Origin of the sequence: Pseudoalteromonas sp. PPB1 (assembly GCF_015356275.1) — a bacterium.
In the GTDB taxonomy this organism is placed as follows: domain Bacteria; phylum Pseudomonadota; class Gammaproteobacteria; order Enterobacterales; family Alteromonadaceae; genus Pseudoalteromonas; species Pseudoalteromonas rubra_D.
Genome location: NZ_JACEQV010000006.1, coordinates 79157 through 101153, shown reverse-complemented (window position 1 = coordinate 101153; position 21997 = coordinate 79157). Strand labels below are relative to the sequence as shown.

General features: G+C 47.3%; 18 protein-coding genes and 1 pseudogene. 8 read left to right on the top strand and 11 right to left on the bottom strand.

The features are described 5' to 3' along the window. Positions 1 to 119: 119 nt before the first annotated feature. On the top strand, positions 120 to 1769 hold the full coding sequence (locus IY568_RS08015) for an electron transfer flavoprotein-ubiquinone oxidoreductase (protein WP_194867252.1): 1650 nt from the start codon (positions 120 to 122) through the stop codon (positions 1767 to 1769). A gap of 114 nt (positions 1770 to 1883) precedes the next feature. Further along, positions 1884 to 2366, top strand: coding sequence for an acyl-CoA thioesterase (locus tag IY568_RS08010; RefSeq protein WP_010384630.1), 483 nt, complete (start codon positions 1884 to 1886; stop codon positions 2364 to 2366). A gap of 28 nt (positions 2367 to 2394) precedes the next feature. On the opposite strand, the gene IY568_RS08005 is transcribed toward IY568_RS08010, so the two are convergent. Continuing rightward, on the bottom strand, positions 2395 to 3189 hold the full coding sequence (locus tag IY568_RS08005) for a MipA/OmpV family protein (RefSeq protein ID WP_194867251.1): 795 nt from the start codon (positions 3187 to 3189) through the stop codon (positions 2395 to 2397). A 344-nt stretch (positions 3190 to 3533) separates the two neighbouring features. On the opposite strand from IY568_RS08005, the gene IY568_RS08000 reads away from it, so the two are divergent. Further along, positions 3534 to 4295, top strand: a complete 762-nt coding sequence (locus tag IY568_RS08000; protein ID WP_194867250.1) for a response regulator — start codon at positions 3534 to 3536, stop codon at positions 4293 to 4295. Here IY568_RS08000 and IY568_RS07995 read toward each other — a convergent pair. Next, positions 4292 to 4645, bottom strand: a complete 354-nt coding sequence (locus IY568_RS07995) for a hypothetical protein (protein ID WP_138538215.1) — start codon at positions 4643 to 4645, stop codon at positions 4292 to 4294. The genes IY568_RS08000 and IY568_RS07995 overlap by 4 nt on opposite strands. A gap of 150 nt (positions 4646 to 4795) precedes the next feature. On the opposite strand from IY568_RS07995, the gene tsaA reads away from it, so the two are divergent. The 3 genes from tsaA to IY568_RS07980 all read left to right on the top strand — a co-directional run bounded on the left by tsaA (position 4796) and on the right by IY568_RS07980 (position 8319). Further along, positions 4796 to 5506, top strand: a complete 711-nt coding sequence (tsaA, locus tag IY568_RS07990) for a tRNA (N6-threonylcarbamoyladenosine(37)-N6)-methyltransferase TrmO (protein ID WP_125559607.1) — start codon at positions 4796 to 4798, stop codon at positions 5504 to 5506. Positions 5507 to 5664: 158 nt separating this feature from the next. Further along, positions 5665 to 7389 carry a proline--tRNA ligase gene (locus IY568_RS07985; protein WP_194867249.1) on the top strand — a complete coding sequence of 575 codons (1725 nt, stop codon included), beginning with the start codon at positions 5665 to 5667 and terminating at the stop codon, positions 7387 to 7389. Positions 7390 to 7518: 129 nt separating this feature from the next. Continuing rightward, complete coding sequence (locus tag IY568_RS07980; RefSeq protein ID WP_010384619.1) at positions 7519 to 8319, top strand: UDP-2,3-diacylglucosamine diphosphatase; 801 nt, start codon at positions 7519 to 7521, stop codon at positions 8317 to 8319. 48 nt (positions 8320 to 8367) lie between these two features. On the opposite strand, the gene IY568_RS07975 is transcribed toward IY568_RS07980, so the two are convergent. The 3 genes from IY568_RS07975 to IY568_RS07965 are packed head-to-tail and all read right to left on the bottom strand — an operon-like array spanning position 8368 to position 11172. Next, positions 8368 to 9576 carry an ABC transporter permease gene (locus tag IY568_RS07975; RefSeq protein WP_125559614.1) on the bottom strand — a complete coding sequence of 403 codons (1209 nt, stop codon included), beginning with the start codon at positions 9574 to 9576 and terminating at the stop codon, positions 8368 to 8370. Further along, positions 9569 to 10354, bottom strand: coding sequence for an ATP-binding cassette domain-containing protein (locus tag IY568_RS07970; RefSeq protein ID WP_125559616.1), 786 nt, complete (start codon positions 10352 to 10354; stop codon positions 9569 to 9571). The genes IY568_RS07975 and IY568_RS07970 overlap by 8 nt, the downstream gene beginning before the upstream one ends. Further along, entirely contained in the window at positions 10351 to 11172 is an 822-nt protein-coding gene (locus tag IY568_RS07965; RefSeq protein WP_194867248.1) for a DUF3025 domain-containing protein, read from the bottom strand. Before IY568_RS07965 ends, IY568_RS07970 begins: the two co-directional genes overlap by 4 nt. 182 nt (positions 11173 to 11354) lie before the next feature. Here IY568_RS07965 and IY568_RS07960 point away from each other — a divergent pair, with 182 nt between their 5' ends. After that, positions 11355 to 12986 carry a M28 family metallopeptidase gene (locus tag IY568_RS07960; protein WP_125559620.1) on the top strand — a complete coding sequence of 544 codons (1632 nt, stop codon included), beginning with the start codon at positions 11355 to 11357 and terminating at the stop codon, positions 12984 to 12986. A 72-nt stretch (positions 12987 to 13058) separates the two neighbouring features. Beyond that, a pseudogene (locus IY568_RS07955) lies at positions 13059 to 14224 on the top strand (putative manganese transporter). Between the two features lie 672 nt (positions 14225 to 14896). Here the strand turns inward: IY568_RS07955 and rmf are convergent. The 6 genes from rmf to IY568_RS07925 all read right to left on the bottom strand — a co-directional run bounded on the left by rmf (position 14897) and on the right by IY568_RS07925 (position 21939). Next, complete coding sequence (gene rmf, locus IY568_RS07950; RefSeq protein ID WP_010384607.1) at positions 14897 to 15067, bottom strand: ribosome modulation factor; 171 nt, start codon at positions 15065 to 15067, stop codon at positions 14897 to 14899. A gap of 517 nt (positions 15068 to 15584) precedes the next feature. Next, a complete protein-coding gene (serS, locus tag IY568_RS07945; protein ID WP_010384605.1) occupies positions 15585 to 16874 on the bottom strand; it encodes a serine--tRNA ligase in 1290 nt (429 codons plus the stop codon). Positions 16875 to 16885: 11 nt separating this feature from the next. Beyond that, on the bottom strand, positions 16886 to 17272 hold the full coding sequence (crcB, locus tag IY568_RS07940; RefSeq protein ID WP_416365161.1) for a fluoride efflux transporter CrcB: 387 nt from the start codon (positions 17270 to 17272) through the stop codon (positions 16886 to 16888). Next, positions 17272 to 18624 carry a replication-associated recombination protein A gene (locus IY568_RS07935; RefSeq protein WP_125559624.1) on the bottom strand — a complete coding sequence of 451 codons (1353 nt, stop codon included), beginning with the start codon at positions 18622 to 18624 and terminating at the stop codon, positions 17272 to 17274. The genes crcB and IY568_RS07935 overlap by 1 nt, the downstream gene beginning before the upstream one ends. Further along, on the bottom strand, positions 18617 to 19270 hold the full coding sequence (gene lolA / locus IY568_RS07930; protein ID WP_125559626.1) for an outer membrane lipoprotein chaperone LolA: 654 nt from the start codon (positions 19268 to 19270) through the stop codon (positions 18617 to 18619). Before lolA ends, IY568_RS07935 begins: the two co-directional genes overlap by 8 nt. Next, complete coding sequence (locus IY568_RS07925) at positions 19270 to 21939, bottom strand: DNA translocase FtsK (RefSeq protein ID WP_194867247.1); 2670 nt, start codon at positions 21937 to 21939, stop codon at positions 19270 to 19272. Before IY568_RS07925 ends, lolA begins: the two co-directional genes overlap by 1 nt. Between the last annotated feature and the right edge of the window lie 58 nt (positions 21940 to 21997).

Below are 21997 nucleotides of genomic sequence, written 5' to 3'. Positions count from 1 at the left end.
TGATGAAACCAGACTACTTCCTGTTGACGTAAACGTCAACCTAAAATAACCTTAGCTTAACCTTAACAAAACTAAAGCCTCGTTTTAGTTAAACTACCGTCAATCTATGTGAGGTAAAAATGGTCGAACGCGAAACCATGGAATTTGATGTTGTGATTGTAGGCGCGGGCCCTGCGGGCCTGTCGTGTGCGATCCGACTTGCGCAACAGGCACAGGAAAAACAACAAGAACTGATGATCTGTGTCGTTGAAAAAGGCTCTGAGGTCGGAGCACATATATTGTCTGGTGCTGTCTTTGAAACTAAAGCGCTGGACGAATTAATCCCGGATTGGGCCGAAAAAAATGCCCCTGTCACAACAAAAGTGACCGAGGACGAAATCTACCTGTTTAAAGATCAGGACAAAGCCACCAGCATCCCGCACTTTGCGGTCCCCAAAACGTTTAAAAACGACGGCAATTATATTGTCTCTATGGGTAATGTCTGCCGCTGGCTGGCTGAACAGGCTGAACAACTGGGCGTGGAAGTATTCCCCGGATTCAGCGCTCACTCGCTGATAGTTGAAGATGATAAAGTGAAAGGCATCATCACCGGTGATATGGGTGTTGGCAAAGATGGCGAGCCAAAAGACAGTTATATGCCAGGTATGGAACTGAGAGCCAAATACACTGTCTTTGCAGAGGGCTGTCGTGGCCACCTGGGCAAACAGCTTATCAGTCAGTTTGCACTGGATAAAGACGCCACCCCTCAGCACTACGGTATTGGCTTTAAAGAGATCTGGCAAATTGACCCGGCAAAACATCAGGAAGGTAAAGTTGTCCATGGTACGGGCTGGCCGCTCGATAGCGAAACCCATGGTGGTTCGTTCATGTATCATGCCGAAAATAACCAAGTCGTGATCGGATTGATCATTGATCTAAACTACAAAAACCCGTATCTGAGCCCGTTTGACGAGTTTCAGCGCATGAAACATCAGCAAGTATTCAAAGACACGCTGGAAGGTGGCGAGCGCGTTGCATACGGCGCCCGCGCTATTGCAAAAGGCGGCCTTCATGCGTTACCTAAAATGCACTTTCCGGGGGGTCTGCTAATAGGGTGTGATGCCGGTACGCTGAACTTCGCTAAAATCAAAGGCAACCATACGGCGATGAAATCGGGCATCATTGCCGCAGATACCATTGTGACGGCGCTGGGAGAAGATGCTCATCGTGCTGAGTTAAACGAATTTGCTGACAATTTTAAAAGCAGCTGGCTATATGACGAACTTTATCAGTCACGTAACTTTGGCCCGGCCATGCACAAGTTTGGCCGTATCTTAGGTGGTGCTTACAACATGGTTGACCAAAACCTGTTTTCAGGTTCATTGCCATTTACACTCAAAGATACCACGCTGGACCACGCGTCTCTTCGACTGGCAAAAGATTCGCAGGAAATTAGCTATCCGAAGCCGGACGGAAAGTTAAGTTTTGACAAGCTTTCATCGGTGTTTTTATCCAATACTAACCACGAGGAAGAGCAGCCTTGTCATCTGCAGCTCAAAGATGTGACCATTCCGATCCAAGTTAATCTTGAGCAGTATGCAGAGCCCGCTCAACGTTACTGCCCGGCTGGTGTCTACGAAGTCAGCGAGACTCAAAATGGCGATAAACAGTTTGTGATCAATGCACAAAACTGTGTCCACTGTAAAACCTGTGACATCAAAGATCCGAGTCAGAACATCACCTGGATGACCCCGGAAGGTGCCGGCGGCCCCAACTACCCAAATATGTAATCCGACCCGGCAGGTGCCAGCTACCTGCCGCTCACACCCTTTATCCTAAATTGCCGGGGCAAAATGCCCCTTTTTTTCTATACTTAAGCAAACGTTGAGATAATGAGGTGCCCCATGGCGCAGCAATCGGAAGTCGTGTTTCGCTTTTTAGCAGAGCCAACAGATGTAAACTTTGGTGGCAAAGTACATGGCGGTGTGGTGATGAAGTGGATAGATCAAGCGGGCTATGCCTGTGCAGCAGGCTGGAGTGGTGCCTACTGTGTTACTGTATCCGTCGCGGGTGTACGTTTTCATCGCCCTATTTTGGTTGGCCAGATCGTAGAAGTTTCAGCGCGGATTGCACACACCGGCAAAACCAGTATGCAGATATTCATTCAGGTACGATGTGGCGATCCACAAAAGCAACACATGGTAGAAACCAATCACTGCATAATCAGCTTTATCGCTATGGATCAGGCTGGGTACCCTATTCCCGTTGCCAAGTTTGAGGCAAAAACGAAAGAACAAAAAGCGCTGGAGCAATATGCCATTCAGATGAAAGAAATTGCGATTCAAACAGAATCTTTGTTACAAAATACGCTGGATCAGGGTGACTGATCCAGCGCTTACACAAGCCACTTACATACTAAAACTGATACATAGCACCGATGAAGGCTATGTCCATCGTATCATCGCCAACGAGCGGACTTTTGCTGATAACATCATCCAACTCCGTTCTGCTCACACTGCCAATTAATGTTACCTCAGGCGTGATTTGATAATACGCATCGAGTCCAAAGGTAACGTTTATCGCATTGTCGTCAGTCTGATAGGCTGTGCGGCCGACTGATGCGTTGATATTCTTACCGCTTATTCCGTAAACGGTGTTCACATAGTCCGAATCGAGCCAACGTACCTGTGCCTGTGCTGAAATACCAAACCCGTGGCTGCTTTCATACAAAGGAACTTCTGCACTCAGCGCAAAGTTGGTGGCATCTGATTCATCAGACAAGTCAGTGTGGCCGGATAAACCAAACCATAAAAACTTTGCCCCGTAATTCAGTACCAGCTCGCCATCGGGCGCATCATAGCCTTCAAACACTTTGCTGTTAGAGCTATTGTCTCCAAACAGACTGTCATACCCTTCGTTACGGTAGCCCAGACCCGCATAAGCGCTGAAGACGTCGTTAATATTCAAAAATTGATAACCAATGGTGCTGTCTTCATTAGAAAACCAATTGCCTTTTTTAATGTCTGCCATAGGAATGAGTGCAAACTCATTCTCACCGCCCTGCCAGGGCAGATCTGCAACAAGCACACCCGCGCCTATTTTTACGTCCCAATCGTCGTTTGCCTGCTCTTCAGCAAGACTGCATACACTTGTCATTGCCAGACACAGCCCAAGTGCTCGTACCATGTTGTGTTTTGTTATCCCGATCATAATGAGTTCCTTTGTCTCTATAAGTTTGCTTTAGCGCTGAGGTAAAATAATCAGAGGACTTTGGAGGCCAATACAAGATGCCTGGCCGACTGCCCCTGAACTTCACGGCTTCATAATGCGCTGAAATAATGCAAAACTCAGTGAGGACCTTGTGAGCAACTGTTACTTTGTGCGGCATTTCAAAACAATTATTCACATAACCTGCTTTCATCGGTATTTTCTTGTGAGTAAGTCACTCAATTTGGAACGGTTTAAAATTATCGAATCCAACCCTTACCTACTGGTAAGAGCTGTGGTATGATTGCCGCCGGCTTAAATAATGGTCAAATATAGAGCAAGCAGTAGTGAGAAATGTCCGATTTTTGGTGGTCGATGATTGTACCACTGTACGCAACGTTGTACGTAACATCATTAAGACACGTCTGGGTTCTGAACAGGTGATGATGGCCGCCGATGGTAAGCAGGCACTCCAGATCCTAAAATCAAAGCCTGTCGACATTATTATCTCTGACTGGCAGATGCCTGAAATAAACGGCGAAGAGCTGCTTTATGAGGTTCGTAACAGCACCCAGTTTAAAGACATTCCTTTTATCATGATGACCTCTAATGGCGAGCGTGATTTTGTTATTACCGCAATACAAAATGGAGTGAGTCATTTTGTCGTTAAACCTTTCAGAGCAGACAAACTGGAAGCTGCAGTCAATAAATCTTGGAACAGTGCCAGTAAACGAGATTCAGTCAGACACTCGGCTCTGCCCTCACATGCAATGCGGATCATCGCCTCTGATGCCCTACTTGAAGCCAAAGTACATAACATCAGTCATACCGGTATGCAGGTCTATACCAATTATGTTGATGCTCTGAAGCTATACAAACTCACTGAATTTAACCTCAGCTTTGACAATTTTGACGGGACTAAGGCACTGAGCATATCCCCGCTCTATGGCACCATAGTGCGCATAGAAGCAAATGATGGACCTGAGCAGGATTGTTTACTTGGAGTACGCTTTGAGTTAGAAAAATGCAGTGAACAGGTTCAGAGGAACCTCGACAAACTGATGAAGCGCCTCAACAACGTGGTACCGGATATCGTTGATAATAGCTAGATGACCTGTCTGGCGAGTTCAAATACCGTTTTATTGGTGTGCTTAACCAACTCATGACGCGGCATCTCGCATTGTGACATCACCTTATTGACGACTAACTCTATTTCACATTGTAATGCTGTATTGAACTGGGTAGCGCGCACACTGCCGTCGCCCACACCAGCGAATAAAGGCTGTAAGAATGCCCGCCGCTTACGCAACTGCTCAACCACCAGGGGCGTCACCGGCGATTGCTCCGAAAACACTTTGCGACAAATATTGCTGACCAGGCGGCTGTAAGTCGGCTCCATCATATTTGAGATTAAATCTGTGTGTTGCCCACCTACCTGGGTACTTTCTAAACTAAACATTTAACAAACCAATACATAATGTAATAACCCGATCCTAGCTACAAACCTAAGTCTATGGAATTACACTCGATTACAGCGATCTGCTGTTGCATTTGTTCGATGCGCATTACATCGTTACAATACGCGCAAATTTACTAGCCGGAATAAAGCGTGCAATTCGATATACAGCCAATCGGTGTGATCCACTCACCATATAAACAAAAGTTTGCTATTCCCAGACAACCTCGCCTGGTGCCAGAGGCAAAGGCCAAACTGGTATTTTGCGACGCATTTAACCGCGAAGAATTCGTACGAGGAATAGAAGAATTCAGTCACCTTTGGCTGCTATTCCGTTTTCATGAAACCGCTGACAAAGGCTATTCTGCGTTAGTACGACCACCACGGCTGGGCGGCAACGAGCGTAAAGGCGTATTTGCAACTCGCGCCACCTTTCGTCCCAATGGCATTGGTATGAGTGCGGTGAAACTCGAAGGCGTTGAATACAAAAACGGACAACTTGCACTTTTGCTGTCTGGTATTGACTTACTGGACGGCACGCCCATTGTTGATATAAAACCTTATCTGCCCTACTCTGACGCGCTGACCGACGCGGCAGCCGGATTTGCCGATACCCGTCCTGAAACGGCAATGACCGTCAGTTTCAGCGAACAAGCCGAAGCCTTTATTAATACCCAAAGCGATTACCCGGAGCTTAAAGCCTTCATAACCAACGTGCTCAAGCAGGACCCACGCCCGGCGTATAAGAAAAAGAAGGCAGATACGCAAAGTTATGGTATGAATCTGTATGACTTCAACATTCGCTGGATGGTCGACGGCGAGCACAATCAGGTGCTGGAAGTGACTCATATCCAGCCGGATTGAGCAAAAACTCTTCAGCCATCAGAACAGTCGCTTTTTCACGATAAATAAAGCTTTTTAAGCGGTTTTAGCGCTGTTAAACTAACCCAACAAAAATACTACAACAACTTAGGGTTGCGTGGTCGGTTGGCCGAAGCAATCTTCATTTGAACGGAACAAGTATGCGTACCAGTCAATATATTTTAGCGACTCAAAAAGAGACGCCTGCAGATGCAGAAGTGATCAGCCACCAGCTGATGTTACGTGCGGGCATGATCCGCAAGTTAGCCTCAGGTTTGTACACCTGGCTACCCTCCGGCCTGAAAGTACTACGTAAAGTAGAGAACATCGTACGCGAAGAGATGGACAAAGCCGGTGCCATTGAAATGCTTATGCCCATCATTCAGCCTGCGGATCTATGGCAGGAATCTGGCCGCTGGGAACAATTTGGTCCGGAACTACTGCGCATCAATGACAGACATAACCGTCCATTTGCGCTGGGTCCGACACACGAAGAAGTGATCACCGATCTGGTACGCCGTGAAGTCAGCAGCTACAAACAACTGCCTCTGACCTTGTACCAGGTTCAGACTAAAGTACGCGACGAAGTACGCCCTCGTTTTGGTGTGATGCGCGCGCGCGAATTTACGATGAAAGATGCCTACTCTTTCCACCTGGATGATGCATGTCTGGAAAAAACCTATCAGGTAATGCATCAGGCTTACTGTAACATCTTCGAGCGTCTGGGCCTGGATTACCGCCCGGTCATCGCAGATACCGGCTCTATTGGTGGCAGCGTGTCACATGAATTCCATGTGCTTGCTGAGTCTGGCGAAGATGCCATTGCATTCAGCACAGACAGTGATTATGCCGCTAATATCGAAAAGGCAGAAGCTGTTGCGCCATCAGAGTCTCGCCCTGAGCCTTCGAAAGAACTGAATACTTTCGATACGCCTGAAGCAAACACCATTGCCGAGCTCAAAGAAAAGCATGGTGTTAAACCACACCGTGGTGTTAAAACACTGATCGTCTATGGTGCACCTGACGAAGACGACCAACGTGGTCTGGTTGCTCTGATCCTGCGCGGCGACCATGAGCTGAATGAGCTCAAAGCAGAAAAACTGCCACTGATAGACGCTCCGCTGGAAATGGCCAAAGAAGAAGACATAGTTGCAGCCATTGGCGCCAAGCCAGGTTCATTGGGCCCGGTTGGTCTGAACATGCCAGTTATCGTTGATCGCAGCGCTGCGGTAATGGCCGATTTCGTCGCAGGTGCAAACCAAAATGGCGTGCACTACAGCGGCATCAACTGGGATCGTGATGTCACAGATTACACGGTTGCTGACATTCGCAATGTGGTTGAAGGCGATCCAAGCCCGTGTGGCAAAGGCACGCTACAAATAAAACGCGGCATTGAAGTGGGTCACATTTTCCAGCTGGGAACTAAGTACTCAGAAGCCATGAGCGCCGGTGTATTAGGTGAAAGCGGTAAAAACCAGGTAATGACCATGGGTTGCTATGGTATTGGTGTATCACGTATTGTCGCTGCTGCGATTGAGCAAAACAACGACGATTACGGGATCAAGTGGCCTCAGGCTATCGCCCCATTCGAGCTGGCGATTGTGCCAATGAACATGCACAAGTCACATCGTATTCCGGATATTGCACAGAAGTTCTATACCGATCTGCAAGCGGCCGGCGTTGAGGTGTTATTCGACGACCGTAAAGAACGCCCGGGTGTGATGTTTAACGACATGGAGCTACTTGGTGTGCCATACACGCTCGTAATTGGTGAGCGCAACCTGGATAATAACCAGGTTGAACTGAAAAACCGCCGTACAGGTGAAAAACTCATGCTGGACATCGATTCTGCCGTTGCAGAAATTGCCAAGGCACTGGGTAAATAAACCTTCAGACAGAGCGTACACAGTTGCGCTCTGTTTCTCTCTTTGCTGTCATAATAGCTTCTCGTAACTGCCCTGCTTTTGTCATCCGCCGTCTCTAACTTAGGGCTTATTACGCTCGAGAACATGGCTATGACACAAACCTACTATCCGACAATTTGGATCTCCGATGTCCACCTTGGCTACAAAGACTGTAAAGCCGATTTCCTGCTGGACTTTCTTAACAGTACTCGCTGCGATACCTTATATTTGGTTGGCGACATCGTTGACCTTTGGTCTTTAAAACGTCAGTTCTTTTGGCATCCAAGTCACTATCAGGTGCTGGAGTGTATTCAGCGCAAAGCCGAAAATGGCACCCGGGTTATTTATATCCCTGGCAATCACGACGAAACCTTTCGCAATTATGTGGGTAAAACGCTGTTTCACGTCGAAGTACACAAAACTTACGTACATACTACGTCAGCGGGTAAGCGGTTCTTACTTTTACATGGCGATGACTTTGATTCCGCAACCCGATATAACAAACTAATCAGCATTATCGGCGACGCGGCCTATGACTTTTTGCTATTTCTTAATCGCTGGACTAACCGGATCCGAAGATTATACGGTGGTCATTACTGGTCTTTAGCTTCCTGGCTGAAAAACCGCGTCCATAAAGCCCGTGAAGCCATTCATGCCTTTGAACAAGCCGCCGTACACGAAGCCAAAAAGCACGGTGTCGATGGCATCATTTGTGGCCATATCCACCAACCAAGAATCTCGGTTATGGATGGCATCGTATATTGTAACGATGGTGACTGGATTGAGAATTGCACAGCGCTGGTTGAAAATGAGCAAGGCCGCATTGAGCTACTGCATTGGTCAGACATTAAGAAAGTGCTGACCGTCGTTGAACCGGAAGCCAGTTCGCCGCAAGATGTGAAAGCCGCTTAAGCAACTAGCATGGATAAAGTCTGCGTTTATCCATGCTAGCCCGTCGCTTTATCTGAATAATACCTCTTCACGGCTAAACCAGCGCACACAGCATGCCAGTAGCGCGGCTGCGAGCAGGATTGAAGCTAGGAAAATCATACCCACGGCCTGGTAGTCCACCGTTCCTTTGACGATTTCTTTAATCGCCAGCGCAACATTTGTGATAGGGATCCAGGCGGTTTTGGCATTTAACGCCATGTTAGGTAAAACAGACACCACGATGGGCACAAACACCAACATGCTCAAAGGCCCCATGTAATTTTGCGCCTCTTTGAAGCTACGCGCATAAATCGAGATAGCCAATACCAAAGATGACAACATCATAGCCACAGGCAACAGCAATGCAAAAATAAGTAAAAAATCCCATTGAGTGACACTCGCAAAAGCACTCAGGATAGGATCAAGCGCCCCAAAGCCGCTGGCTAAGCCAATCCAGATAGACATGCTGGATACAGTCACCAAAGCGCAGGCTATAGAGCTGATCAATATAGTGAGGAACTTACCTAAAACCAGCTGAGTACGAGTCAATGGTGTCAGTAGCAACGTCTCCAGAGTACCACGTTCTTTTTCACCTGCACCGAGGTCGATAGCCGGGTAACTGGCTCCCATTAGTACCAGCGGGATCAGCATATAGGGGATAAAAGCACCGATTTTCTCGCCAATATTTTCTCGCCGATCAGCGGTGTCCACTTTTTCCATCAGCACAGGCTGAAGCACCGCGCCTTGCTTATCGGTATCCACACCGAGCTCACTGAGCGCTTGCTCCGTCAGTTTGGCTGAATAGGTATCAATAACCTTTTTTATCCTACTATAAATGTAATTGATCGACTGCGCATCATTAAAGACCACCTGAAACCGGCTCTGTTCGCCTTGAGCTAACTGTTTGTCTGGCGCCGCCGGGATATAGATACCCACATCGATAATGCCCTGCCTGACTGCGTCACGCAATGCGGAGACACTATCAAGCTGAGCCTCTCCTTCGTATCGTTTAAAGCTGCGGTGATAGAACAAGGTGTCGGAAAAAGTAGGTGCGTAGTCTTCGTTGACTACAAAATAGGTATGGACTTTTTGCTCAGCTTCGAGTGCTGCCTTAGAAGTTAAAAAAGCCACAAAAGCGAACAACACAGGAAAGATCACAATGGGCAGCGCAATCACAAAGAACAAGGTTTTTCTATCTCTAAGCAGCTCTCGAAGCTCCTTGAACATGACCTCAAACATCTTGTACCTCCCGAACAATGTTCAAAAACGCCTGGTTGAGTTCCGTATTCTTACCTTGCTCACGAAATGTCGCCAAATCTCCGTCAAAGCAACTGACACCTTTATCAATTACACACACCCGATCGCACAACATATCCACTTCATCCAGATGGTGAGTAGAAAAAATAACAGGTGTGCCCTGTTCTTTTAACTGCCTGATAAATGTCAGCACGGTTTGTTTGGTCATGATGTCCAAACCCGTTGTCGGCTCGTCTAAAATAACCACCTGAGGTTCATGCACAACAGCTCTGGCGATATTGGTTTTTTGCTTCATTCCGGTGGACAGGCTCTCTGCCCGCTTATCTAGAAATGAGGTCATATCAAGTGTTTCGTACAACAACTCACAACGTGCTTTCAGTGATTTGCCTTTGAGCCCGTGTAATCGGGCAAAATACTCAACATTTTCTTGCGCACTCAGCCGCCCATATAAACCTGTTGTGCCAGACAGAAAGCCGATACTACGCCGGCCGTGAAGCGGTTTTTTAACGATATCCTGTCCACCAACAAAGATTGCGCCGCTGTCAGGTGTGAGCGCAGTAGATAGCATCCTGAGCGTGGTGGTTTTACCCGCTCCGTTGGGTCCAAGTAGCCCCAGTACCTCCGCCTGCTGGCATTGAAACGAGACAGACTCGACAGAATGAAAGTAGCCATCGCGTTCTCGCGGATCGCTACTGGTTTTATTTTTGTTGTGCTCCTTGCTGAGCTTGAAGCGTTTTTTTAAACCTTCAACCTGTATCACTGAGTATCCTTTTTCTTGACCGGCTGCCGCTTGGGGCGAAAGTAGTCGGTATCACTGTAAAAAGCCAGATCCTGTTGCCCCTGATACCATTGTGGGATCCCAAGCAAGGGTAATGGCGACATCTGTTGGTTATTATCTAACAGCCCTTGACGCTCTATCATATTAACCAGTTTCTGGTCCAGATGGCGATACTGAAGTTGCAAAGGCAGATGATAAAAGGCTTCATCAACTTCGATACAAACCACTTTACCCGTTAAACCGATAAAGGGCTTGGTCAGCATTTCATAATTCGCATGACCAAAGGTAAATGGCAACAGATTATGATGCCACATCGCACCGTATTCATAGAAAACCTCCTGCCACTGATGCGCTCTTAACGCACTTTGCCAGCTCAAGTCAGGTACCGCGAGCACGACACCACATTCGTCAAACAGAGTCAGGGCATTGCGCTTTTTACTACGTTGCTTCAGGCCGTGCTCTGCGATTTCCTGCATATGCAAACGGTTAAGCAAAGACTTAGTTTGCGGAAAGAGACACCAAATCAGGGCACCAAAAAAGTCGTGCCAATTGTTTTCACGGGTCGGAATGCGATGGGTTTGCGCTATGATCTCCTCGTAATACAAAGTTTCGCTTTCCAGCTCACTGTTTGGTGTAAACACAATGTCGCGACTTTGCGTGCTATCTTTTTGTTCATTCAGCCAAGTGAAAGATGGCCAGTCTGAGTGATGACTGAGTGCAAATAACTCTTCTAAATGCTCAAATGGCGCCTGACTGAACAGGTCTGCATGCCAGTGTTCTGGCGCGGTAAATTTATTCATATTGCCGGTTTATCTTTCTCTGGCATAAATCAAAGCAGCCATTTTACCTCAGCGAGTCGCCTTATCCCAGTCGACTTTGTTCAGTAATTGTACAAACCCGTCAATTGTCGCCAAAAGTCGAAATATCAATACAAATAACGTTATACTAACGGCGTATAACAACAAGCGAAGATAATAACACTATGAAACTAAAACTAGCGCTAAGCGCACTTTCTGTTGCTGTTTTAGCTGGCTGTATGGCGACACAAACTAACCAGCCAGGCGACGTAAATGCCGCTTATAACAGCATCAATGCAGAGCAACTGGCCGGACATATCAAAACCCTGGCCTCTGATGAATTTGGCGGTCGAGCACCGTCTACAAAAGGTGAAGAGCTGACCCTCGCTTACCTGAAAAAGCATTTCACAGAGCTTGGCTTTCAGCCGGGTAATGGCGATAGCTTCTTCCAGGAAGTACCTCTGGTCTCAATCGAAGCCGATCCAAACATGACGCTGAGCATTGGCGGAAAAGACTACGAATACAAGAAAGACATGGTAATGGGTACGGGTCGTATCAGCAAACTGGAGTCTATTAAAGACTCTGAGCTGGTATTTGTCGGCTATGGTGTGAACGCTCCGGAGTATGGCTGGAACGATTATGAAGGCCTGGATGTGCGCGGAAAAACGGTTGTCATGCTGGTCAATGACCCGGGCTTTGCACGCAAAGATCCTGCGCTGTTCACCGGTGAAGCCATGACCTACTACGGTCGCTGGACTTATAAATATGAAGAAGCGAGCCGTCAGGGAGCAGCTGGTGCAATTATCGTTCACGAAACAGCACCTGCCTCTTATCCCTGGAGTGTTGTTGAGAACTCCTGGAGTGGTCCTCAGTTTGGCTTCCAAAAAGAAAACAACAACATGGATCGTGTCGCGGTAGAAGGCTGGGTTACCAGTGACGTTGCCAAAGAGCTATTTGCTAAAGCCGGTCTGGACTTCGCGCAAGCGAAAGAAAAAGCCGCAGCCGGCGCATATCACGTCGATATGGGCGATTTGACCGCGTCTGTTACCGTGAAAAGCAAGATCAGTACGTCAACGTCTTATAACTTCATCGCGACTTTGCCTGGCGCAAAACACAGTGATGAGCACATCATCTATTCTGCGCACTGGGACCATCTGGGTACCGATCCTAACCGTAAAGGCGATAAGATCTACAATGGCGCGCACGATAATGCAACCGGCACAGGTGGCATGATCGAAGTGGCGGAAGCATTCAGCAAACTACCCGTAAAACCAGACCGCTCTATCACATTCCTGGCGGTTACCGCGGAAGAGCAAGGTCTCTTAGGCTCTAAATTCTATGCAGCGAACCCGGTGATTGCTGCGGACAAAACGGTCGCTAACATCAATATGGATAGCCTCAACCTGCTGGGTAAAGTGAAAGACATCAGCGTCGTCGGTATCGGCAAGTCATCACTGGATGAGATGCTTGAGACAGCTGCTAAAGAGCAAAACCGTGTTGTTTCTGGTGATCCGCGCCCGGCTGCTGGCGGCTACTACCGTTCAGATCACTTCGCCTTCGCTAACATGGGTGTGCCGGCAATGTATGCTGGCGGTGGTACAGAAGCGCGTGATGAGGCCACAGCACAATATCGTAAGCGCATGAGTCTGGTTCTACGTGGTTGTTATCACCAACCGTGTGACCGTTACCGCGATGAGTGGGATTTGAGCGGTGCAGTACAAGATCTCCAATTGTTCTTCCAGGTCGGCTATGACATTTCACAACAAAGTGAATGGCCAACCTGGAAAGCAACCTCGGAGTTCCAGCGCAACAAATAAATACAAATGATATTGATTTTCATTTAATAACATTTTAAAGTGCAACTGTGTTTTCAACCGGTTGCACTTTTTATGCTCTCACAATCCTACTCTGTCACAACCAGAGGTAAATCAGCGCTCTCTTCCTTTATAGCAAACAAGCGATTATTGCTTCCCTTGCTAGTCAGTCTGGCGATTTTATTCGAACCTCTCCGTGAGCTGACTATCGCCACACTTGCAGATGCGTTTTTTCAGGTAAGCGTATTTGTTGCCGGCACACTCGCTATTTATTACTTTCTGGTCGACGACTGCCGCAACTTGAACTCAGCTATCTTAAAGCGAAATCCCCGGCACTGGAAATCTCTATGGCCGCAGTACTTGGCGCTCTGCCTGGCTGCGGTGGCGCCATCATAGTGGTTACTCAATTTACGAAAGGCCAGGCAAGCTTTGCGTCAGTGGTCGCCGTACTGACTGCAACCATGGGGGATGCAGCTTTTTTGCTTCTGGCTAAAAAGCCAATTGAGGGACTTACAATCATCACTTTGGGTATTGCCGTAGGCATAGTCAGTGGTTTGGTCGTTAACCTGTTACACAAACCCGGGTTTTGCCAACCCGATGCGCAGAGTAAAAATGTGATTGAATGTAAAGCGCCGTCTAGTGCTATCCGTTTCAGTGAACCTGTATGGCGTTGGGTACTTCTCCCTTGCCTGATGATAGCTTTGCTTATCGCATTTAACACCGATTTAGGCATACTGACACAGCCCGTTGAACTGGCAGGTGCAGCACTTGCCCTGTTTGCACTCACAATCTGGGCGTTGTCTTCTAAAGGTCAAAGTTATCGGGAAGTCACTGCGGAAGATGATGAGCAAGATCCCCCTTCCAAGCTTGCCAAGGTGATCCACGATACGCATTTTGTCACGGCCTGGGTTGTTGCCAGTTTTATGCTCTATGAGTTGTCTGTCGCTCTGTTTGGCTTAGATCTGGCTGCTTGGTTTTCCCAATACGCCGTTTTCGCCCCCCTTATCGCAATAGCCATTGGCATGCTACCAGGCTGTGGCCCTCAGATAGTGGTAACCAGCTTATATATTCAGGGAGTTTTACCTTTTAGTGCACTGGCAGCCAACGCGGTGGCAAACGATGGAGACGCATTGTTTCCGGCCCTGGCACTCGCCCCCGGCGCTGCGGTCGTGGCCACACTCTACTCGGCCATACCGGCACTGTTTGTGGGTTATGGGCTATATTACTTTGCCAATCTGTAATTTCACCCTTTGTCCGAAAGATTTGCTAGACAGGCACCCAGTGGTGCCTGTTCAAACATAAACATCCAAAGATCATTGCTCTGTACTTTGACTAAGTGCAATCTCAGCGCCACCAGATAAGCATTCGGCGCAAGTTTCTTTATCCCTGAGGCTCAGCCTGAAAAACCTTCAACACGTCAGCTCATCGCGCTCGAGACGACTCCATAATCACATAATAAGAATAGGTTCATAGCTACTACGTTAATTGGTACTGATCTTGACTATTTAGCTTCAGGTTACTGATGCATTGTACAGTTAGGCACTCTGCCCCATTAGCAGCAACGGTAGAGAGCGCAACGGGTTCAACGCTGAGTAATACCAATTTGCTAAATTAAGTGATCTATTTTGAGGCGAGAAAATAGGGTCGATAACAAGGCAAAAATTTTGCTATTTAGTTGTTCTAAATGAGAAATTTTTAACGCTGTTAGCGTCCTATTTGCTCCTTCAAATAGACCAGGTATTAAGTGAAATTGGTATAACACCTAATCGAAACAATCGAGTCTACACGCGCTATTTTGAGGCCAATATGGTGCAGCGATACAAGAAAGATTAGTAGGAGGATTTAAATACAAAAAACAAAGCCCCATCGTAGGGGCTTTTGACCTTGCTTAGTCATTAGATATTTATAGGAATTTAGGTTTTGTACATGTTGCGGTTATCTATGGCCTCTCGCCATCCCCCCAACCATTCTGATCTGTGCTCTACTTGCTGATATGGACATAAATCTTTGGACCGGCCCGCTAAACCTGCTTTGAATCCCTGGGCATGTGCTCTTTCTAAACGGTCTCTTTTCTGTCTCTTCATAGGTAAATTCCTCACCTTTCATATTTTTCGAGTTGCTTTCGTCTTGACGACATCCACATTTAATAAATAGTTAATAAATTCGTAAATATCAATCCGTACGAAGCACGACAGGGTCCTCTGTACACTTTGATTCAGTGCTTCGCCGCAGGCTGCCTGACAGCCGATAGCTCGAATTTCATCTAACTACTAACATTTTTACTATTGCATATGGTTAAACAACGGCCGACTGTGAACGCGCTTTTTCGCCAGACACAGGTCGACTAATTCAGGATTGGCCAAACCTTCAAAAACAATAAATCATATATCGTTTTCACATGCAACAAGCGAACGATGACTGGCAAGTAACAAATATGGGTAAAAAGAAAATTAATGCAGAAAATAAAGATAACTCTTAAAAGTCATCTTATTTTAGTGAAATATTAGATTGTTCATTAACAAATCAGCGTAAAAAAACATTCATTAATTTGTAATAAAAAAGGCCGCTAGAATGCGGCCTTAGATCAACGCGTTAAGCGTTTTACTGGATTTTCTCAAGACCACCCATGTATGGTCTTAATACAGTTGGTACGACAATAGAGCCATCTGCTTGTTGATAGTTTTCCAATATTGCGACCAAAGTACGGCCAATCGCCAAACCTGAACCATTTAGTGTATGCAGTAACTCAGGCTTTTTCTCACCAGCACGGCGGAAACGCGCTTGCATGCGGCGCGCCTGGAAGTCCTGCATGTTTGAACAAGAAGAAATTTCACGGTAAGTGTTTTGCGCAGGCAACCAAACTTCAAGGTCATAAGTTTTTGCCGCACCAAAGCCCATGTCGCCGGTACACAAGACGACTTTACGATAAGGCAGCTCCAGTGCCTGCAAAATGCCTTCTGCATGGCCTGTCAGCTCTTCCAACGCAGCCATCGAATCTTCAGGCTTAACCAGCTGTACTAACTCTACTTTATCGAACTGATGCTGACGGATAAGACCACGTGTGTCACGACCATAACTGCCCGCTTCACTTCTGAAACATGGCGTATACGCAGTCATGCGAACTGGTAGCTCTTTCTCGTCGAAAATTTCGTCGCGTGCGCAATTGGTCAGAGGTACTTCGGCAGTAGGAATTAGGCTGTAGCCGTCCTGGTCTTCGCTTAATGCTTCCGTATGAAACAAATCTTCAGCAAACTTAGGTAACTGTCCCGTGCCGTACAAACTTGCCTTGTTAACCAGGTAAGGCACACACATTTCGGTATAACCGTTTTGGTCTGTATGCGTATCCAGCATAAATTGCGACAATGCACGGTTAAGACGAGCAATACCACCACGCATTACCGTAAAGCGAGAGCCACTAAGCTTAACGCCGGTTTCAAAATCCAGACCTTTACCTAACGCCTCACCCAGGTCAACGTGATCTTTAACTTCAAAGTCAAACGCTTTTGGCTCGCCCCACTTGCTCACCTCAACGTTTTCACTTTCATCTGCGCCAACTGGAACATCTTCGGCAGGTAAATTTGGTAAGGTTGCAGCAATATCTTGCAACTGAGCCAGCACTTCATCCTGCTCTGTTTTTGCGGCACTTAGCTGATCACCCAGGTCAGCAACAGCATCCAGTAATGGCTGAACGTCTTCACCTTTTGCTTTAGCCTGGCCTATCGCTTTGGAACGGCTGTTACGCTCACTTTGCAGTTCCTGCGTTTTGGTCTGAAGTGTTTTTCGTTTTTCTTCCAGCGCGTTAATAGCAGCCACATCGAGCTCAAAGCCACGTTTTTTCAAACGCTCTGCTGCTTCCTCAATGTCCTGACGTAAATACTTTGCATCTAACATAGTTTATTCTTTTAACCTTTTTGCATGACTAAGCACAGGCCTATCCAGGCCATGAAAATACACATCACGACATTCAACACTATATTAAGTACCATTTTCATTATCTGGCCTTGCTGAAGTAACAGCAAAGAATCCATAGAAAAGGTAGAAAATGTCGTTAAAGCACCCAAGAAGCCAATCCCGACCAAACTTTTAGCCGGAGATACTTCAATGACCTGCTTATCAATTAATCCGTAGAGAATGCCCATCAACAGTGAACCCAGAATATTAACGGTCAACGTACCAAAAGGGAATCCCTTACCCAAGAGTTTTAAGGTGATATCACTAATAAAAAAGCGCATGCAGGCGCCAAATGCGCCACCGGTCGCAATCATCAGGTAAGTTTTAATCAAATCCATCAGTGATTGTCTTCATCTTGATAGCGTTTCTGGACACTTTGCTCATTCAAAGAACGCAAGTAACGGAGTTTTTCAGAAATTTGTTTCTCTAACCCTCTGTCACTGGGCTCATAGTAACGACGCTGCTGTATATCTGCAGGGAAGTAACATTCACCAGCGGCAAACGCCCCCGGTTCATTGTGTGCATATCGATACTCCTCACCAAAGCCGAGTTCTTTCATCAACTTGGTGGGGGCATTACGCAGATGCTCTGGCACCGGAAGGTCAGGATCGCTGGCGGCATCCTGCTTAGCCTGATTGAACGCCATGTAGACGGCATTACTTTTGGCCGCACTGGCCAGGTAGATAGTTGCCTGTGCGATGGCCCGCTCTCCTTCACTAGGACCAACCCGGTGATAGATATCCCAGGCATTCAGTGCCACTTGCATGGCACGTGGATCGGCATTGCCTATGTCTTCAGTCGCAATCGCAAGTAATCGCCTGGCTACGTAAAGCGGATCGCCACCACCAGCAAGGATCCGACAATACCAATATAACGCGGCGTCCGGATCGCTACCCCGCACAGATTTATGAAATGCTGAGATCAAATCGTAATATATATCCCCGCCCTTATCATATTTCGCCAGGTGCGACGGTAAGACTTGTTTTAGTACCGCTTCATCTACTAACACTTGCCCTTCACCATTAGCACCCAGATCAATGGCTTGTTCAAGCAGATTGAGCGCTTTTCTGGCATCGCCATCCGCAGCACGAGACAATGCATCTATCACGGCATCATCCAGTGTAATTTGCAGGCTGCCAAGCTCTTTGTCCTGAGTCTGTGCCTGACGCAGTACCTGAGTAAGCTCGTCGAGACTAAGCGGCTTTAAGGTATAGACACGTGCGCGGGATAAAATCGCATTGTTCAGGGCAAATGAAGGGTTTTCAGTGGTAGCACCAATAAAGATAAAAGTACCGTCTTCAATATGTGGCAAAAAGGCATCCTGCTGTGACTTATTGAATCGATGGACTTCATCAACAAACAAGATTGTACGAGTACTACTTTGGCTTAGGCGATTCTTCGCATCGAGCACTTGCTCACGGATCTCCTTCACGCCTGCTGTAACCGCAGATAACTTGCACAATTGTGCATTCGCATGATGCGCGATGATCTCTGCAAGTGTGGTTTTACCTACCCCTGGAGGCCCCCACAAAATCAAACTATGGCAACGTCCCTGAGCAATAGCCCGACGCAACGGACTATCAGCACCAAGAATATGACTTTGCCCAATGTAACCGTCTAAGTTGGACGGTCGCATTCTCGCCGCCAAAGGCCTGACATCTGGCGCAAAATCAAAACCCAGGTTAGTCACTTTGTGTCTGGTCGTCGACGACCACCCCTTCTGGGATCACAAACTTAAATTGCTCGGCATCCACCGGACCATTGATCTGTGCCTCGCTGAACTTAAAGCTGGAGATCTGACCTGAAGAATCTGTGACGTTCAACTGGCCAATTTTCAGGCCACCGTCAGCAAACAAAACATCCAACCGCTCCACCTGAGCACCGGACTGAATGGGCTCAATACGATAGCCACCAGAAATTTCTGAAACCTGGTATTTCTGCCATTGCTTTGGATCTTGTGTCGTCAGCAATACAAAGGGCGTTGTGTCTATCAGACCAAGTGTATTAAGAATCGTTGCTTGCTCAGCAAAGCTGTCAAAATAAACCGTACGAAGCCCATCTGAAACTAGTAAAGTTTCATCGGGCTCATTCTGTTGCCAGCGTATTTTAGCAGGGTATTGCAGTACTATTTCGCCCTTACCGGATTGGATAAGGTGTCCGTCCTGATCAATCACACTTTGCTCAAACTCGGCTCGAAAGCTCTCCAGTGCTTTTAACTTATCTTTCAAAGACTGTGCAGCAACACTAACCGTTTGCGTTGCGTTCGCTTGAGTTGCAAATACTGCCGGATTAGCCCCGACCATACATAAAGCCAGAATAAGTGGTTGTAACTTCATTAATTCGCTCCACCTTTGGGCACCAGTACTTCTCTGGCACCATTGTGCCCTGGCGCACTGACGACGCCGGACATTTCCATTTGTTCAACCAGGCGAGCCGCGCGGTTATAACCAACGCGTAATTTTCGCTGAACGCTAGACACTGAGACCTTACCGGTTTCAATGACAAACGCCACGGCTTCATCATAGAGTGGGTCGGACTCCTCGTCTTCCCCCTCACTTGCCTCGCCTGGCAGTAAAATATCTTCTGTGGCTTCGCCACACAATATGTCATCGATATAGTTGGGTTTACCGCGGGCTTTCCAGTCACTGACGACCGCATGCACCTCATGGTCATCAACAAATGCGCCATGAACACGTATCGGTACACTGGTGCCTGGTGGTAGATATAGCATGTCACCCATACCCAACAGGTTTTCTGCACCTTGTTGGTCCAGTATGGTACGCGAGTCGATTTTACTCGATACCTGAAACGCCATCCGGGTTGGGATATTCGCCTTGATCAGGCCGGTGATCACATCCACGGAAGGTCGCTGCGTCGCCAGCACAAGGTGGATCCCTGCTGCACGCGCTTTTTGCGCGATACGGGCAATTAACTCTTCTACCTTTTTGCCCACAATCATCATCATGTCGGCAAATTCATCGATCACTACAACAATACTCGGCAGCTTATCCAGCTCTTCGGGCTCGTCTGCCATGCCATCCGTGTCTTTAAACAAGGGGTCCAGAATTGGATGACCAGCTTCCTTTGCATCCAGGATCTTCTGGTTGTAGCCCTTCAGATTTCGCACGCCAAGCGCTGACATCAGCTTATAACGACGTTCCATTTCACCCACACACCAACGCAACGCATTGGCTGCTTCTTTCATATCCGTGACCACCTCACACAGCAAATGCGGAATGCCCTCATACACCGACAATTCAAGCATTTTAGGGTCAATCATAATCATGCGTACGTCTTCAGGTGGTGATTTGTACAACAAGCTTAATATCATAACATTAACGCCGACTGACTTACCTGAACCTGTTGTACCGGCGACAAGTAAGTGAGGCATTTTGGCCAAATCGGCCACCACCGGCTGCCCGGCAATATCTTTGCCCAGTACCATGGTCAGTGGCGAAGCATTTTGCTCAAACTTAGGGGCGTTTATCACTTCTGATAAACGCACGATTTCTCGATTTTTATTTGGTAGCTCCAGACCCACAAAAGTCTTGCCCGGAATAACTTCAACCACACGCACACTGACGGCTGACAGAGAACGCGCCAAATCTTTCGCAAGGCCGGTGATCTTAGCAACTTTAATTCCAGGTGCCAGATCCAGCTCAAAACGTGTAACAACAGGTCCCGGATAAACTCCCATAACCTTAGCCTGAATATTGAAATCCAATAGTTTGGACTCAACAAGTCGAGATACCGCTTCGAGCTCTTCTTCTGAGATCGGGTTTTTCGCTTTGTCTGGTCTGTCTAGCAAGTCGAGTGACGGCAAAGGATCTTTCGGAGGTTCAGCTTCCAATAAAGCTTCAAATTGCTCTTTGGCGCTCGGTGGTGGCTGATAACCTGATGCAGGTTTTTCTTTCGGCTTTAATGGCCGTGCAGGTGATACCACTTTGGTTTCAACAGGCGCAGGAGTATCGTCCAGTGCATTCAGTGCCGCTACCGTATCAAACGCTTCATCGTCGACCGCAGAGAAGTTAATTTCCTGCTCAAGAATGTCATCCAGCTCATCGAACACGCTGGGCGCTACGGCGATATCATCGTCATTGGCTATCGCTAAATCACTTGCCTCTGAGTGACGTATCTCGGGCTCGGGCTGAGACGCTGGTTTTGCGCCAAACAACTTATCTTTTAGTTTTTGAGGCTTACTCTTATTGGACTGTTGATCAGTATCCGAAATTTGCTCGACGGGATCAGGGGTTGTGGCCTCAACCACATTTTCTATAACCTGCTCACTGGCTTCGGCTTCAACTTGCACAGCTGCTTGATTGCGCTCAGCACTTTCGACCAGCGTAGCATTATTCGGCAGACCAGCGTCTTTGCTGTCTTCTTTGCCATCACTTAGCGTGACCGCCGACTTGGGTTCGCTACGATGTTTTATTTTGTCGAAACACCATTTACAGAACGCAACCACTTTTTCGCCAATATAGTCGACAAATTCAACCCAGGATACCCCTGTTAACAGGGTCAGACCGGCAAAGAAAAAGCACAATAACAAGATTGTGGTTCCAGTAAAGTTAAATGCAGGCATCATGGCACTGGCGACCACATCCCCCACTACCCCACCGGAAGAAAAATTATAAATATCATCAAAATTGATGCTACTGATAGCACTGGCTGATGTGATAAATAACGTGCCGCCTATCAGTCTCAGTCCCAAAGTTGTGTAGTCTAACTGCAGTAGCTTATGTGGTTTTTTGAACAACAGATAGCCAAACAACTGAATGACAGCTGGCACTAAAAATGCCAGCCAGCCAAAGCTGAGTAATAAGATATCAGCAACCCAGGCACCAGCAGCACCTGTGACGTTGTTAACCTTGATAAACTCGCCTGTTTGCGTCCAGGCGGGGTCTGCCGGGTCAAAGCTGATAAGTGCGCACAGCGTAAATATCGCTGCCGCCGTACTGACAATCAGGCCAGTCTCCAGCAGGCGCTGAATACCATTTAAGCGCATTATGTAATACCTAAATACTGTTTCGTTAATTCTAACATGACTTTTTGCACACCTTAGC

Coding starts and splice junctions, on each gene's coding strand:
- lolA (WP_125559626.1), bottom strand. CDS start 19,270: ATGAAGTTACAACCACTTATTCTGGCTTTATGTATGGTCGGGGCTAAT.
- rmf (WP_010384607.1), bottom strand. CDS start 15,067: ATGAAGAGACAGAAAAGAGACCGTTTAGAAAGAGCACATGCCCAGGGA.
- IY568_RS08010 (WP_010384630.1), top strand. CDS start 1,884: ATGGCGCAGCAATCGGAAGTCGTGTTTCGCTTTTTAGCAGAGCCAACA.
- serS (WP_010384605.1), bottom strand. CDS start 16,874: ATGTTAGATGCAAAGTATTTACGTCAGGACATTGAGGAAGCAGCAGAG.
- IY568_RS07975 (WP_125559614.1), bottom strand. CDS start 9,576: ATGTTTGAGGTCATGTTCAAGGAGCTTCGAGAGCTGCTTAGAGATAGA.
- IY568_RS08015 (WP_194867252.1), top strand. CDS start 120: ATGGTCGAACGCGAAACCATGGAATTTGATGTTGTGATTGTAGGCGCG.
- crcB (WP_416365161.1), bottom strand. CDS start 17,272: ATGGATTTGATTAAAACTTACCTGATGATTGCGACCGGTGGCGCATTT.
- IY568_RS07995 (WP_138538215.1), bottom strand. CDS start 4,645: ATGTTTAGTTTAGAAAGTACCCAGGTAGGTGGGCAACACACAGATTTA.
- IY568_RS07960 (WP_125559620.1), top strand. CDS start 11,355: ATGAAACTAAAACTAGCGCTAAGCGCACTTTCTGTTGCTGTTTTAGCT.
- IY568_RS07925 (WP_194867247.1), bottom strand. CDS start 21,939: ATGCGCTTAAATGGTATTCAGCGCCTGCTGGAGACTGGCCTGATTGTC.
- IY568_RS07965 (WP_194867248.1), bottom strand. CDS start 11,172: ATGAATAAATTTACCGCGCCAGAACACTGGCATGCAGACCTGTTCAGT.
- IY568_RS07980 (WP_010384619.1), top strand. CDS start 7,519: ATGACACAAACCTACTATCCGACAATTTGGATCTCCGATGTCCACCTT.
- IY568_RS08005 (WP_194867251.1), bottom strand. CDS start 3,189: ATGATCGGGATAACAAAACACAACATGGTACGAGCACTTGGGCTGTGT.
- IY568_RS07985 (WP_194867249.1), top strand. CDS start 5,665: ATGCGTACCAGTCAATATATTTTAGCGACTCAAAAAGAGACGCCTGCA.